At 67.2% G+C, this 14,894-nt stretch carries 13 protein-coding genes; 6 read left to right on the top strand and 7 right to left on the bottom strand.

Annotation, left to right across the window (positions count from 1 at the left end; genetic code table 11):
• Window positions 1-20 precede the first annotated feature (20 nt).
• Window positions 21-626: a TetR/AcrR family transcriptional regulator gene (locus tag EDF18_RS07305; RefSeq protein ID WP_123547031.1), complete on the bottom strand. Its 606-nt coding sequence runs from the start codon at window positions 624-626 to the stop codon at window positions 21-23.
• A 124-nt stretch (window positions 627-750) separates the two neighbouring features.
• On the opposite strand from EDF18_RS07305, the gene EDF18_RS07300 reads away from it, so the two are divergent.
• Entirely contained in the window at window positions 751-1,461 is a 711-nt protein-coding gene (locus EDF18_RS07300; protein WP_123547030.1) for an SDR family oxidoreductase, read from the top strand.
• Window positions 1,462-1,533: 72 nt separating this feature from the next.
• On the opposite strand, the gene EDF18_RS07295 is transcribed toward EDF18_RS07300, so the two are convergent.
• On the bottom strand, window positions 1,534-2,571 hold the full coding sequence (locus EDF18_RS07295; RefSeq protein ID WP_123547029.1) for a LacI family DNA-binding transcriptional regulator: 1,038 nt from the start codon (window positions 2,569-2,571) through the stop codon (window positions 1,534-1,536).
• Window positions 2,572-2,605: 34 nt separating this feature from the next.
• Window positions 2,606-4,891, bottom strand: coding sequence for an alpha-L-rhamnosidase (locus tag EDF18_RS07290; RefSeq protein WP_123547028.1), 2,286 nt, complete (start codon window positions 4,889-4,891; stop codon window positions 2,606-2,608).
• 345 nt (window positions 4,892-5,236) lie between these two features.
• Here EDF18_RS07290 and EDF18_RS07285 point away from each other — a divergent pair, with 345 nt between their 5' ends.
• The 3 genes from EDF18_RS07285 to EDF18_RS07275 all read left to right on the top strand — a co-directional run bounded on the left by EDF18_RS07285 (window position 5,237) and on the right by EDF18_RS07275 (window position 8,327).
• Window positions 5,237-6,481, top strand: a complete 1,245-nt coding sequence (locus tag EDF18_RS07285; RefSeq protein WP_158614644.1) for an ABC transporter substrate-binding protein — start codon at window positions 5,237-5,239, stop codon at window positions 6,479-6,481.
• Window positions 6,482-6,577: 96 nt separating this feature from the next.
• Window positions 6,578-7,504, top strand: a complete 927-nt coding sequence (locus EDF18_RS07280; protein WP_123547026.1) for a carbohydrate ABC transporter permease — start codon at window positions 6,578-6,580, stop codon at window positions 7,502-7,504.
• A gap of 1 nt (window position 7,505) precedes the next feature.
• Window positions 7,506-8,327 carry a carbohydrate ABC transporter permease gene (locus EDF18_RS07275; RefSeq protein WP_123547025.1) on the top strand — a complete coding sequence of 274 codons (822 nt, stop codon included), beginning with the start codon at window positions 7,506-7,508 and terminating at the stop codon, window positions 8,325-8,327.
• A gap of 24 nt (window positions 8,328-8,351) precedes the next feature.
• Here EDF18_RS07275 and EDF18_RS07270 read toward each other — a convergent pair whose 3' ends face one another.
• Window positions 8,352-8,801 (bottom strand): MarR family winged helix-turn-helix transcriptional regulator, encoded by a 450-nt coding sequence (locus EDF18_RS07270; RefSeq protein ID WP_123547365.1) that lies wholly within the window; start codon window positions 8,799-8,801, stop codon window positions 8,352-8,354.
• 132 nt (window positions 8,802-8,933) lie between these two features.
• Here EDF18_RS07270 and EDF18_RS07265 point away from each other — a divergent pair, with 132 nt between their 5' ends.
• Complete coding sequence (locus tag EDF18_RS07265) at window positions 8,934-10,757, top strand: NAD(P)/FAD-dependent oxidoreductase (protein WP_123547024.1); 1,824 nt, start codon at window positions 8,934-8,936, stop codon at window positions 10,755-10,757.
• Window positions 10,758-10,903: 146 nt separating this feature from the next.
• Entirely contained in the window at window positions 10,904-11,788 is an 885-nt protein-coding gene (locus tag EDF18_RS07260; RefSeq protein WP_199732351.1) for an SMP-30/gluconolactonase/LRE family protein, read from the top strand.
• A 71-nt stretch (window positions 11,789-11,859) separates the two neighbouring features.
• On the opposite strand, the gene EDF18_RS07255 is transcribed toward EDF18_RS07260, so the two are convergent.
• The 3 genes from EDF18_RS07255 to EDF18_RS07245 form a co-directional block, all read right to left on the bottom strand.
• Complete coding sequence (locus EDF18_RS07255; RefSeq protein ID WP_123547022.1) at window positions 11,860-13,536, bottom strand: Mbeg1-like protein; 1,677 nt, start codon at window positions 13,534-13,536, stop codon at window positions 11,860-11,862.
• A gap of 43 nt (window positions 13,537-13,579) precedes the next feature.
• Complete coding sequence (locus tag EDF18_RS07250) at window positions 13,580-14,089, bottom strand: DUF1269 domain-containing protein (RefSeq protein WP_123520023.1); 510 nt, start codon at window positions 14,087-14,089, stop codon at window positions 13,580-13,582.
• An 80-nt stretch (window positions 14,090-14,169) separates the two neighbouring features.
• Window positions 14,170-14,724, bottom strand: a complete 555-nt coding sequence (locus EDF18_RS07245) for a TetR family transcriptional regulator (protein WP_158613291.1) — start codon at window positions 14,722-14,724, stop codon at window positions 14,170-14,172.
• Window positions 14,725-14,894: the final 170 nt, after the last annotated feature.

Below are 14,894 nucleotides of genomic sequence, written 5' to 3'. Positions count from 1 at the left end.
CGCCTGGGGGCCTGCTGGGCTCACCGAGGCGGCAGGATCACCTCGAGCTGACGTCGCACCCCCGCGACGATCTCGTCGTCCGGCACGGACTCGTCGACCGCCGACGACATCGCGAGCATCATCACCGCCGACACGACGTGGGCGAACGCGGCCGCGTCGGAGGGCGCCGCCGAGGTGAGGCGCACCACGATCTCGGCCACCGCCTCCTCGGTCCTGGCCACGATCGCGAGCGCCTCCGCGTGGTGCGGCTCCGTCGCGTCGCCGAACGCCATCTCGCGGAGGTAGGTGCGGCCGTTCTCGACCTGGGCCCGGTTGCAGTGCACGATCGGCTCGAGCACGGCGACGACGGCGTCGAGCGCGGTCGAGGCGGCCGAGGAGGCGCGGATCCCCTCGTCGAGGGAGCGCGCGTAGGCGTCGTTCTGCGCCAGCAGCAGCAGCTCGCCCTTCGTGCGGGCGTAGAGGAACAGCGTGCCGGCGCCGACGTCGGCCGCCTCGGCGATCTGCTGCGTCGTCACCTCGTCCACCCCGTGCCGGGAGAACAGGTCGGACGCGGCGCGCGTTATGCGCTCGAGCTTCTCCTGCTTGTTGCGCTCGCGGCGGCCGAGCGACGGAGCGGTCGACGACATGGGCCCTCCTGGTACGGACATATGCTGGAATAGAAACTGACTCAACTCAATTATGACAGGAGTCAGCTACAACGACTCGGTCACGAGTCGCCTCATCCTCGCACCACCCCCGGAAGGAACACCCATGACCGACATCACCGGCTCCGTCGTCCTCGTCACCGGAGCGAACGGGGGCATCGGCACCCGCTTCGTCGAGGCCGCCCTCGCCCGCGGCGCCGCCAAGGTCTACGCCACCGCCCGCACCCCGCGCACCTGGGAGGACGACCGCGTCGTGCCCCTCACCCTCGACGTCACCGACGCCTCCTCGATCGCAGCGGTCGTGGAAGCCGCCCCCGACGTGACGATCCTCGTCAACAACGCCGGCGCGAACGCCCCCACGCCGGGCATCCTCAGCCACACCGACGACGAGATCCGCGCGAACGTCGAGACCAACTTCCTGGGGCCGCTGTTCCTCGCCCGGGCCTACGCACCCCTCCTCTCGGCCCACGGCGGCGGCACGGCGATCATCGACATCCACTCCGCGCTCTCCTGGTACGCCGTCGCCGGCATCTACTCAGCGACGAAGGCCGCGCTCTGGTCGGCCACCAACTCGCTGCGCCTCGAGCTGCAGCCCGCGGACGTCCAGGTCGTCGGCGTGCACGTCGGCTACGTCGACACCGCCATGGCCGCCGGCGTCACCGACGTCAAGACCGACCCGGCGGTGCTCGTGTCCGACGTGCTCGACGCCCTCGAGGCCGGCGAGCACGAGGTGCTTGCGGACGAGACCTCGCGCCAGGTGAGGGCGGCGCTCTCGGCACCGCTCGAGGCGCTCTACCCGCAACTCGCGCGGGACTGACGACGGGAGCGTCGACCCTAGGTCCACCAGGCTCGCTGCTCCGACCGATGGTCGGTCAGTGTGCCCGGCGTGCTACCGCTGTGCGGACGAGTTGCGGATCACGAGCATCGGGTCGAGCTCGACGTGGCGTGGCTCCGTCGGTGTCTCCCGGATGCGGTCCATCAACAGCTCGATCGCGGTCGCTCCGATCTTGACGCCGTATTGGTCGACGGTCGTGAGCGAGACGAGCGGGTGGCTCGCCAGCTCGATGTTGTCGTAGCCGACGACAGAGACTTCACGGGCGGACAGCCCCCGTTCGGCGACGGCACGTAGGGCCCCGATGGCGAGGGTGTCGTTGCCGGCGAAGATCGCCGTAGTGCGACGGGCCCTGTCATCCAGGAGGAGTCGGGTGGCGATGTAGGCCGAGTTCTCCGATGCGTCCGAGAACACGACGTGGGGTCGCAACTCGTTCTCGAGCATGCATCGTTCGTAGGTCGCCTGCCGGATCGCGTGTGGGGTGGAGGAATCGGCCCGGGTCGGGCCGGACCCCACCGTGAGGTGTGCGATTTCCCGATGGCCCAGTGCTAGGAGGTGCTCCATCGCCGACGTGACTCCCGCGCGGTCGTCGTTGGTGACCGTGTCGTAGTTATTTTGGCGGTCGTGGCGGCCGACCAGCACCATGGGGACGTACTCGGCGAGCCGATCCAGGTAGCTCGGAGTGACTTCGAGGGAGATCGCGAGGATGCCATCGACCTGCCTGTCGACGAGGGCGTCGAGGACCTTCTTGTCCCCCTCGCCGTCGAGAGCCGGAGCGATAATGAGCTGGTAGCCGCTGCCGGCCAACCCATGCGCCGCTCCCGTGGTGACCTGCGTGAAGAAGTCGTTGCCGAGCTGGGGCATCTCCGAGCCGATCGCGATCGTGAAGGTCTGACCACGCATGCCACGCGCCCCGGTGCGCGGACGGTAATTCAGGTCGTCGATCGCACGTTGCACCCGCTGCTGCATCGCGGGGCTGACTCCGTAGGCGTTGCGGATGACCTTGGAGACAGCACCCTGAGACACTCCCGCATGGCTGGCGACATCGGCGAGCGAAGGTCGACGACGGCGCCCTTGCTCGTTGACCTGTGTCATCGTCGCTCCCTCTGCGTCCTGCCCTCGGGCTGCCTCACTGTACTGGGGCGGCGTCGATCGGTTCACGGACTGGTGCGATGACCTGGTGCGTTCCTGGCGGCAGTTCCTGGTCAGGTCGTCCCCTCCGGCGGAACACGCCGACCGAGCCGCGAGGGATCGTGATGTCGTACCGTACGTCGTCGCCCGATCGCGCCCAGCTGACCTCGGCGTGGCCGTGGGGGGTGGCCAGGGAGCTGCGCGCCCAGTCGATGCCGGGGCCGATGTCGGGGGCGATGAGGATCTTGCGGTAACCCGGTTCCAGAGGGGCGAGGCCGCCGACGACACGATGCATCCAGTCAGCGACGGCGCCGAGCGCGTAGTGGTTGAAGCTGGTCATGCCACCGGGATTGATGCTCCCGTCGGGGAGCATGGAGTTCCACCGTTCCCAGATGGTCGTCGCGCCCATCGTGACCGGGTAGAGCCACGAGGGGCACTCGCGCTGGAGCAGGAGCCTGTAAGCCGTGGCCGTCTGGCCGGTGGACGTGAGGGCGTCGTTGATGAAGGGCGTACCGGCGAAGCCGGTCGAGATGTGGAAGCCGCTCTCCTGGACGAGTTCCGCGAGCCGCTCGCCTGCCCACGCCTCCTGCTCGGGTTCGAGGAGGCCGAAGACGATGGCGAGCGAGTACACGGTCGTGCAGTCGCTCAGGATCACGCCAGAGTGCACGTACTCACGGTGGAAAGCGGCGCGAAGGCTGTCTGCCATGCTCTTGAACTCGGCTGCCTCAGCGGCATGTCCGAGGACGGTCGCAGTTGCACTGATACGTGCAGCGCTGCGGTACGCACACGCGGTCGCGACGACTCCGGGGTGCGCCTTGGCGGCGCCGGGCTCATCTGCCGGCGCGTCGGGGTCGAGCCAGTCCCCGAACTGGAAACCGGTGTCCCACACCCCTGTCGAGGACAACAGGGATCGTAGGCGGCGACCGTAGGTGACCATCGACTCGAAGGTCTCGTCGAGCACTCGCGGATCGCCGTACGCCTCCCAGAGCGACCACGGGACCCAGACGGCCGCATCGCTCCAGAACGCGGCGATCTCCTCGGCGCCGGCGCCTTCCTGAGCGACAGTCGCGTACTTCAGGACATCGGGAACGATGTACGGGACGACGCCGTCGTGGTGGTCCTGCTCGAGGGCGACGTCACGGAGCCAGTCGGCGAGGAAGTCCTGCACGTCGAAGAGGTAGGCGGCGGTGGGGGCGAATGCAGACAGGTCGCCCGTCCAGCCGAGGCGTTCGTCTCGTTGCGGGCAGTCAGTGGGGATGTCGACGAAGTTGCCGCGCATGCCGCGAACGACGTTCTCGTGCAGTTGGTTCAGGTCGGGCACGGAGCACTCGAACGATCCGATGCGTCGCAGGTCGGACGAGATGGCGATCGCAGAGGCCGCTGCCTCGACGTCTCGCAGGGGTGCGTCCCAGCCGATGATCTCGGCGTAGCGGAAGCCGTGGAACGTGAAGGTCGGCTCGAAGACGTCGTCCCCGCCCGAGAGGATGTAGACATCGGTGGACTTCGCCGACCGAAGGGTGCGCAGGGCCAACTCTCCGTCTTCCAGGACTTCGGCCTGCCTGACCGTGACCGTCGTTCCCGGCGCGCCCCTGAGCTTGAGACGAACGAAGCCGACGATGTTCTCGCCGAAGTCGATCAGGGTCGTCCCGGAGGGCCCGTACCACGTCTTCTGCGCGGACAACTCGTCGATGCGTCGGACCGGAGGTGCCGGATCGAGGTCAAATTCTTCAGGATCGTAGTCGACTGCATGGACGGTCCCCCAGTCGGGACTGCTGAAGCCGGGCATCTTCCAGCTCTCGTCACGGAGCCGGGCATCGATGGTCTGTCCGTCGTAGAAGTCGTTAGCGACGATCTCGCTGGGCCCGACGGACCAGGTCTCGTCCGTGACGACGACCTGCTCGTGTCCGTCCGCGAAGCAGATACGCAGCCGCGCCCAAGCGGCGATCTCATCGCCGTACCGGGCGGTCTCGATCCACCCGAGTCGACCGCGGTACCAGCCATTCCCCACCGCAATGCCCAGGGTCGAGTCCTGAGTGAGCAATCTCGTAACGTCGTGATCGACGTAATGGAGTCGCCACTCGTAGCTGGTCCATCCAGGTGTGAACAAGGCATCGGAAACCGCGTTCCCGTTGACCCAGGCTTCGCAGATGCCGAGCGCGCTGAGCGACAGAACCGCTGACGTCACAGGCCCATGACCGTCATCGAGCTGCAGATCGCGGCGGAACAGTGGTGCACTTGCTGGCTCGTTGTCGGCAGCGATGAAGCGAGCAGTTCCGAAGGTCATGAGGTCTCTTTCGGGGCACACAGACCGAGTCTGCGGACGAGTTGGTGTTGGTGCTGACATCGCTCTGGGGTGGCCGCAGACCCTCTCCGGTGCGCAGCTCTGCGCCGAGCGAACGACTCACGGTAGTTCCGGATGAGTTCACGTGTCAATCGATTTACAAAGCTCGCCCTCGCTCTGTCAACCGATTTACGTCAACTGATTGACGAGAACTGCGATGGCCCCTACTGTCGGTCTCGCGTCGCCTCGTGGCTGTTCTTGAGACCACCAGACGGCTTGCCTGGCCAACGCGGTCCGGGTACTCACCCTTGAAGTCCAATGGAGCATTTCATGCGTAAAACAGCACTCGTGCCCGCGGCCGTCCTCTCGGCGCTCGCACTCGGCCTTGCAGGTTGTTCTGCCGGCCCGCAGTCCGCTAGTGGCGGCGACGACAACACGTTGACCATCTCGGGGTGGAGCGGCGATGAGGTCATGTCCGCCCTCGCGAGCCAGTTCGAGAAGGACAACCCAGGTGTCACGGTGAAGATCACCGAGCTCCCCTGGCCCAACATCCTCACCCAGATCAACACCGAGATGGTCTCGGGGACCGCGTCCGACTTCGTCGTCGTGTTCCCGGGCAACGGCAACCCGATCACGGCGCAGACCCTCGCCAAGGGAAACTTCCTCGAAGACCTCAGCTCCGACGAATGGACCGGCGAGTTCAGCGACGTCAACAAGGCCGTGATGGGCGCCGACGGCAAGATCCTCATGGGCTCCAACAACCTCACCATCATCCCTGCCACCTACAACACGCAGGCCCTGCAAGCACTCGGCGCCACAGCTCCCACCACCTGGACAGAGGTCCTCGACCTGTGCTCCACCGCGAAGGCGGAAGGAAAGGTCGCCTACGCGTTGGCGGGACTCGCCGGCGGGACCTATAACTACCTCCCCTACGCCCTGTCGGCAACGCTGGTCGATGGCGCTAATCCCGATTTCGTCTCGGAGCAGGCCTCGGGCAATGCAACGTTCACCGATTCTGAGTGGTCCACGGTCTTCGACAAGTACCTCGAGATGATGGACGCTGGCTGCTTCACGGCCGACGCGCTGGGGACGAGTCTCGAGGTCGCTCAGGGCCAGGTCGCGAAGGGCGACGCCGTCGGCATCGTCACCGTCAGCAACCAGATCGGCGACATCGAGCGTGCAGCGCCAGAGGGTTCGACCTTCGAGACGGCACCTCTGCCCGCGACTGACGACCCGTCCGAGACAGTCCTGCCGGTCGGGCTGGGTTCCGGATACGGCGTGAACGCCAAGGCCAAGAACAAGGATCTCGCGAACAAGTTCATGGACTTCTACCTGAGCGAACAGGGCGTCCAACTGGCGCTCGACACCGGTTCCATCTTCCCGAGCGTGCCCGTCGAGGGGTTCGAGCCCACGCCGACCCTCGAGGGCGTCGCCGAGCAGGCCCAGAGCGACAAGACCGCTGCGTTCCCCGACCAGACCTGGCCCAACTCCAACACCACGAAGGTGTACCAGGACGAACTCCAGAAGCTCCTCGGCGGGCAGACCACGGTCGACGACGCCCTGGAAGCCATGGACTCCGCCTACGCAGGCTAGTTCCGCGACGCCCCCCGAGGCGGTGCGATGCCGTCAGGCTCCGCGCATCGCACCGCCCGTCCACGCCAGCCACTGTGCAGAGAGAAGAACAGAACCATGGCCATCGCCCCTGCCGCCGCGGCGAGCACCCTGTCAAAGAAGAAGCCGAGCCGCCGTTATCGCGGGTACGCCCAGACCGTCTGGTGGTTCGTCCTACCTGCCGCCGTCGTCTACGTCTTCGCAGTCATCGTTCCCAGCGTCCAGGGTGCCTTGTTCGCCTTCACCAACTGGGATGGCGTGTCGGCTGAGCGGGCATGGGTCGGAGCGAAGAACTTCCTCGCGATCTTCGACGATCCCGATGCTGTCGTCGCGATTCGGAACACCCTGCTGATCGCTGTCGCGGTCACCATCATCCAGAACGTCCTTGGGCTTCTCGTGGCACTCGGGCTGAACTCGCAGATCAAGTCCCGCAACATCCTGCGAGTCGTCATCTTTGCCCCCGTCGTGATCACGTCCATCGCAGTCGGGTTCCTCTGGCAGAACCTCTTCGCTCCTGCCGGTGGCATCAACCTCGCTCTCGAGGCTGTGGGACTGGGCGGGTTGCGTCAGAACTGGCTCGGAGACCCAGACATCGCAATCTGGTCGATCATCATCGTCGTGATCTGGCAGTTCGTCGGGTACTCGATGGTGATCTTCTTGGCCGGACTCCAAGGTGTCCCGGAAGAGGTGCTCGAGGCTGCTGCCATCGACGGCGCAGGTCCGATTCGTCGCTTCTGGTCGGTCGTGCGGCCCATGCTCGCCCCGGCGATCACGATCAACGTGATGCTCTCGATCATCGGCGGCTTCAAGCTCTTCGACCAGGTCTTCGCCATGACGCAGGGCGGCCCGGGCGGAGCCACGAACACGATCTCGACCCTGATCTACGCGAACGCCTTCCAGCTCGGCCGATTCTCGTACGGAGTCACCCTCGCCGTGGTCCTGACCGTGTTCGTCGCGATCGCCTCTGCCATCCAGTACAAGCTGCTGTCACGACAGGAGAACTGACATGTTCCGGTACACATGGCGGACCGCCGTTCTCGAGGCAGTCATGATCCTCGTGGCCATCGTCTTCCTCTTCCCCATCTACGTCCTGGTCAGCCTCGCGCTCAAGGCCCCGGGCGACCAGAGCTCGACCCTCGCGCCGCCGCTCCAGCCGACGTTCCAGAACTTCATCGACGCGTGGAACCAGGGCGGTCTGGGAACGGCACTGATCAACAGCGCCGTCGTCTCGGTGGTGGCCATCACGATCATCGTCGTTCTCAGCTCCGCCGCCGCCTACCCCTTGTCGCGGCTCGCCACCCGGTGGTCCAAGGGGACCTACTACCTGTTCCTCCTCGGACTGCTCCTCCCCGCCCAGCTCGCTCTGCTGCCCCTCTACCAGACGATCCGCGACCTAGGCCTGCTGGGGAGCCTCGCGGGTGTCATCCTCGTCACTGTCGGGCAGAGCATGCCCTTCTCGATCTTCCTCTACGCCGGGTTCATGCGTGCCCTGCCGGCGGACTTCGAGGAGGCGGCGTCGCTCGACGGGGCCAGTGCGTTGCGCGCCTTCCGGTCCATCGTGTTCCCACTCGTCCGTCCGATCACGGGCACCGTGATCATCCTCACGGCAGTGTCGACGTGGAACGAGTTCCTCACGCCTCTGCTCTATCTCTCTGGATCGCAGCAGCAGACGATCACGATCGCGGTCTACGGTTTCGTCGGCCAGTACGGGGCGCAGTGGAACCTCATCTTCGCCGGCATCATCATCAGCATCCTGCCGATCTTGATCGCCTACTTCTTCCTGCAGCGTTACATCGTCGCCGGATTCGCCGGGGGACTTAAAGGCTGACGCCGCACGGCAGGCGAGCGGCGGTCAAGCGTGGTCGAGAGCGGCGACCTGGCGAGCGATCCCCGTCATCCCTCTGAGGAGTCCTCGCAGCTCCGACAGGCTGAGGCCTTCCAGCACGTCGTCCCGGAACTCGGGGCGGGCCGAGACGATGTCGCGCACGACCGATCGACCGAGGGGCGTCGCTGTCACTCGCCGGACACGGTGGTCGGCCGGATCCTCGACCCGCTCGACCGCTCCCAGTGTCGTGAGGCGGTCGAGCAGGCCGGACATGGCAGCCTCGGAGACTCCACACGTCGTCGCGAGACCCCGACCAGTGGCGGCGCCGTCGCCGGTGACGAGGAGGGTCAGCACCTTGAGCTGCTGAACGGTCAGGCCGAGGGACAAGAGGGGCGCGGCCGAGGCTGGCAGCGTTGCCGTCTCGAGGAGGGTCGTCACGGCCCGGAGTTCACTCGCGATGCGCTCTCGTTCGGTCATGGTGCCCTCGTCGGCGTTCACGTTCACACACTAGAGCAGAACTGACAGGCACGATCCAGGTCCAGATGCTTAAGGTCGTATTAAGCAGTTGTCGCACGTCGGCTGCGTTCACGAGACCGCACGAGGAGCACCATGACCGACCGCACGTCCGACCGCCTCGACCTCGCCCCCAGCGCTGACGACCTCGACGCCCTTCGTGACAAGTACGCGGCGGAACGCGACCGCCGCCTCCGTCCCGACGGGGCGGGCCAGTACCGCCGGGTTGCTGGTAAGTTCGGCTACTACGCGAAGGACCCTTACACGCCGTGGACGGAAAGGCAGGCGTTGACCGACCGGGTGGAAGTCTTGGTCGTCGGTGCGGGCTTCGGCGGTCTCGTGACGGCCGCGCGCCTCCGCCAGGCCGGGATCGACTCTCTCCGTCTCATGGACGAGGCTGGTGACGTCGGCGGTACCTGGTACTGGAACCGCTACCCCGGGGTCCACTGCGACATCGAGTCCTACGTCTACATGCCCCTTCTCGAAGAGGTGGGGACGGTGCCAGAGTGGCGGTACGCACCGGGGGAGGAGATCAGGAGGCACGCCGTCGCGATCGCCGAGGCGTTCGACCTCTACCGGGACGCGGTCTTCCAGACCCGCATCACAGAGCTCACCTGGGACGACGATGCGGCGGAGTGGATCGTGAACACCGATCGAGGCGACCGGATGCGTGCCCGCTTCGTCGTCACCTCGTCTGGCACCCTCAGTCAGCCGAAGCTCCCCGGCATCCCCGGGATCGAGTGCTTCCGCGGGCACACCTTCCACACGAGCCGATGGGACTACGGCTACACGGGCGGCACGCCCGACGGCGACCTGACCGGGCTGGCCGACAAGAAGGTGGCCGTCATCGGGACGGGAGCGACCGGCCTGCAGGTGGTGCCGCACGTGGGCCGTGACGCGCAGCACACGTTCGTCTTCCAGCGCACGCCCTCGACCGTCGACGTGCGGGACAACCGCCGCACCGACCCGGACTGGGCGGCGTCGCTCCGACCCGGGTGGCAGAAGAAGCGGCAAGACAACTTCCTGGCCGTCGTCTCCGGCGAGGACGTCGATGTCGACCTCACGCAGGACGGCTGGACGTCGACTCCCGACCTCCAGCGCGCGATGATCACGGGCAAGCTCGACCCCGCCCTGACCCCCGAGGAGCGCGAGCGTCGTGACGAACTCCTCGACGCGCAGAAGATGGACGCCATCCGGGCACGGGTGGACACCGTCGTCGACGACCCGACCATTGCGGAGGTGCTCAAGCCCTGGTACCGCTACATGTGCAAGCGCCCCGGGTTCAGCGACACGTACCTCCAGACCTTCAACCGCGAGAACGTCACACTCGTCGACGCGGCCGACCACGGTGGCATCACCCGCATGACCGAGACGGGGATCGTCGTCGGCGACACCGAGTACGAGGTCGACTGCGTCATCTTCGCCACCGGCTTCGAGGTCGGGGTCTCGGGCGTCCTCAGCGGGACCATGCCCGTGCACGGTCGTGATGGCCGCACCTTGCTCGAGGCTTGGGCGAGAGGGCCCGAGACGCTGCACGGCTTCTACAGCCACGGGTTCCCGAACCTCTTCCAGCTCGGGGCCCTGCAGAACGCGAATTCGGTGAACTTCGTCCACATCTTGCAAGACCAAGCAGAGCACATCGCGGCGGTCGTCACCGCGGCGCGTCAGGCGGGTGCCGGGATCGTCGAGCCCAGCGAGGAGGCGCAGCGAGAGTGGACGAGGGAGGTCCAGGAATCGGCCTTCGACAACGAGCAGTTCCAGGCCGACTGCACACCGGGCTACTACAACAGCGAGGGCAAGGGGCGGCCGAACGACTTCACGTACGGACCCGGTCCCGTCGAGTTCCACCGGGTCCTCGAGGCTTGGCGTGAGGAGCACCTCGACGAAGTCCTCCGGGTCGAGACCGAGGTCTGCTCGTGACTGGACGTCGCGTCGTGGGCGGCCTCGCCGCGTTCGTCAGTGCGACCGTCTTCCTGGTCGGGTGTACGTCCACGTCGAAGCCAGGACCCGGCGGCACGCCCGACACGCGGGTCACGACCGCCACTCAGCTTCTCACGGTCACTGACGTGCACCCGGAGACCGGGTCGACGTTGCTGGAAGGCCCGACGTTCGGGCCGGACGGAGATCTCTACATCGTCGACGTCACGGCACCGGCGGGCGAGCCGAAGGTGATCCGCATCGACGTCGAGACCCAGGCCGTCACGCCGGTCTACACCGACGACATCAGCGCGTTCACCTCGGCGCAGTTCAGCCCGTTCGACGGCCGCCTCTACCTCACGGACATCGCGGGCGGCGCCATCACGAGCATCACCCCGGAGGGTGAGGACCCCCAGGTGTTCCATGCGGGTGAGGTAGACGGTCAACGGTTCAGCCCGGACGACTTGGCATTCGACGAGCACGGTGACCTCTACGTGAGCGACTTCACAGCCTTCCCCGGAGCGCCTCTCGAGGCTGCCTCCCTCGGGGGGCGCGTCGTGCGGTTCGACGCCGAGGCGGCCGAGCCCACGGTCGTCCTGGACGGCTTGGCTTCGCCGAACGGCATCTCGTTCACCGACGACTTCAGAGGTCTCTGGCTGAGCCAGTACGCGGCGAACCGCATCGACCTGCTGACGCTGACCGAGGACGGAAAGGGCGCAGCATCCGTGCACCCGGCTGTGTACGTCGACGCCGGGTCGGCGCATGTCGACTCGAACGCGGTCGACGCCGAGGGCAACATCTACCAAGGGTTCGAGGGCTCGCCACGGATCGTGGTGCACGGCGCGGACGGCAACGAGCTGGCTGCGATCGAGCTCCCCGCGGACGATGTCGCGGCTGGCCTGTCGTCGGCCACGAACGTCGCGATCGAGCCAGGAACTGACAAGGGCTACATCATGGTCAGTGGGGCCGCCGGCGGGTACGTGTACGAGTTCACGGCGCTCGCCGAGGGCATCAGGCAGTCCAACGGAGGTTGAGCGGTCGACGCAGCTGGCAGAAGGGCTTCTACGACTACTCGGAGCGGTGAGCGACCCGGACTGGGAGGGCGCTACGAAACCCGAGCGTCATCGCCGAACTTGGCGAGGTCCTCGATCGCGGACTCGTCGACGTAGGCGCGGCGGACGCGGTCATGGACGGTGAACAGCATCTCGACGAGCCCGGCGACGATGAAGTACAGGCCCACCTGTAGCACGAAGAGCGACATGACGCGGTCGGCCGTCACGAGGGCGACGATCCCCATCAGCACCGCAACGGCAGCGCTGATGAGCAGGAGTGCACCGCGCATGCCACGGCGAGGGCGACGGTACAACAAGGGAAAGCCGTCCTTCGCGCTCGAGCAGCCGGCCGCGATCAGGGCCGCGCCGAGCAGCAGGTTGGTCGGCGTCACGAGGCTCTCCACGTTCGCCAGGCCGACCAGCAGGAGCGCGAACGCGAAGACGCCGCCGGCGATCCAGGGCCAGCGCACCTCGTGCTCCTTCCTGTACCGCGCCGCGTACCGCAGGAGGCGCACGGCGACGACCACGCTCACGACGAACGTGGCGAAGGCGCCCAGCACCTGGAGCGCGACGACGGGTGCCTCGACGAACAGGACCCCCACGACGACGAGGAGCGCACCGCGCATCATCTGGCCCCGGCGCAACAGCTCGGACGTGTCGACCCTGCGCACCGCGCGACGCAGTACGCGGACCGTCGTACCGAGGGAACGACGCGTCTCGCTCCGGCTGCGCACGAGGGAGAAGAGCACTGATTCGAAGCTGCCGTGGTCACGACGGGCGACGTCCTGGACCAGGGTGGCGCCTCCGGCCCCCAGGGCGGTGAAGAGCGCGTCGGTGAAGTCGCGACGGTCGTCGTGTGCCGCGTCCTCGAGCCAGGCGTCGATGAGGCCGGAGACGGTGGCGGCACGGGCGGAACCAGTCGCCCGCTCCACGAGGTGCGTGCCCTCGACCTGCCACGTCATGATGTCGTGCTGCACGATGCCCTTGCCGGTCGACGCCACGATGAGCGAGGCGGGACCGCTCTCGAAGAGCCGTCCGATGACGGCGAACTCGGGCACGATCTTCGTGGTCCGTGAGCGGAGGACCTCACGGGCATCGAGATCGGTGATCTCGGGGCTCAGCCCGGGACCGTCGTTGTCGTAGACATGGACGATGCGCTCCCGATCGGCAGGTGTCGTCGACAGGGCGGCGAAGACCGCGAGGTGCCCACCCTTGGAGTGCCCGCCCACGCGCACGGGCCCTGAAGTGGTCGCCAGGACCTCGCGGAGATACGCGGCGGCCGAGGTCTGGGCCGGCACGCGGTCGAAGCTCAGGGTGAAGTCCTCGCGCCAGCCCACCAGGGAGTTGTCGGTGCCCCGGAACGCGACGTAGCTGCTGCCGTCCGGCAGAGCCACCGTCACGGCCGCGAACTGGGTGCCGGTCACCGCGTCCGTGATGTCCACGGCGCCGGAGAGGAGGGCCTCGCCGAAGCGCCGCGACGAGCCCGCGTCGACGACCAGCGCCGGGGGCACGAAGACGAGACGCCGGGAACGTGGCGTGCCCGCCTCCTGCTCGGTCAGCGCCCGTCCCACGGCCTGGAGCGTGACCGCTCCGCCCCCGAGGGGCGGGACGAGGTCTCCGAGTTCGACGTTGGCCAACGCGGCGAGCACCAGATTGTCGACGATGTTGAAGGCGTCGTCGTCGAACGGCAGGTCGCCGCGCCAGCGCACGTAGTCGTGGAGGTTCGGCATGAGGTCAGAGGGCAGCGGAACCGGTGGGCGCAGTCGCGTCGGGTCAGTCGCGGTCGGCGTCGGGAGCCGGGACGGATGCGAAGAGGTCGGCGACGCTCGTGTCGACGGGGACGGCGACGATCCTCTCGGCGTCGAGGGACTCGAGCACTCGGCGTGCGCTGGCGACGGTGTCCGTCGCGAGCTCGAACACGACGACGGATTCACGGGCCCCCAGGGAGGCGCCGAGCTCACGCAGCTCGGCGTCCTTGAACCCGACGTCGCGGAGCTTCGAGGCCAGAACGCCGATGCCGCTGCCTGCGAGCACGCCGAGGGGTCCTCCGATGAGGCCGATCGCTCCGCCGACGAGTGCTCCGCGCCCGGCTCCCCAGTCCTTGGTCTCCATGAAGCGGGGTGTCCCGTCCGACTTGACGGAGAGGATTGCTGTGTTCCCGATCTTGCCTGGGTGCGCGACCGTGACGGCAGCGCCTGCACGGGAGCCGCCATCGGGCGTGCTGAACGACGCGGCGAGGATCTGGCGGGTGGTGGCTCGGTCGTGTTCCGTGGTGGTGCTCATGATGGGCTCCTTCTCGTGGCGCCGGCACCTGCCGGCTCATGGGACCACTCTCGCCGACGACGCCGGGGGCGGAGTCGTCCTCAGGGACGGTCCTCGCCTCGTCCGTCTGCAGTAGTCCCGGTGAGGAGGCGCTGCAGGCCAGGGGCATAGAGGGCGACGACCTCGTCGGCAGGTGCGTCGCGGAGGAAGCGGTCGTCGTAGACCGCGAGCGCGGACATGAGGCCCGTCAGCTGGGCCGCGAAGAGGTGCGCCCGTAGGCGGGCGTCCGGACCGGCGAGCTTCGCGACGAGCGGGTCGGCGAAGAACGTGATCGTCGACTCGCGGAGGCGTGCGTGGATCTCCGGTCGGCCGGAGGCTCGCACGATCGCCCCGAAGCTCTGCAGTCCCTTCTTGCGGCTCGCCATGATGCGTGCCACCGCCCGCTCGGCGACCTGCTCGACGGGCCCGTCGAGCAGGGCCTGCCACGCCTGGACGCCGTCCACGCTGACGACGAACAGCGCCTCCTTCGATCCGAAGTGGCGGATGACGATCGCCGGATTCACGCCGGCGTCGGCAGCGATGTCACGGATGCCGGTCGCGTCGAAGCCGTCGGCGGTGAAGAGGCGACGCGCCGAGGCGCGGATCGCGTCCTTCACCGAAGCGCTGCGATCAATGCGGCCTGGCGGCGGTGAAACGGACATCTTGCCTTCTCTCGGGTTGCGACGTCGTCAGTCAGAGTCTCGCGCATCCGAGATGGGCCAGGCGCATTTGACCTGACTGTCAACGCCGTTTACATTGTAAATGCTGTTTACATCTATCTGTGGAG

The organism is Frigoribacterium sp. PhB107, from assembly GCF_003751515.1.
Taxonomy (GTDB): domain Bacteria; phylum Actinomycetota; class Actinomycetes; order Actinomycetales; family Microbacteriaceae; genus Frigoribacterium.
The sequence above is the reverse complement of the archived record's forward strand: the minus strand, read 5'-3'. Positions and strand labels throughout refer to the sequence as shown.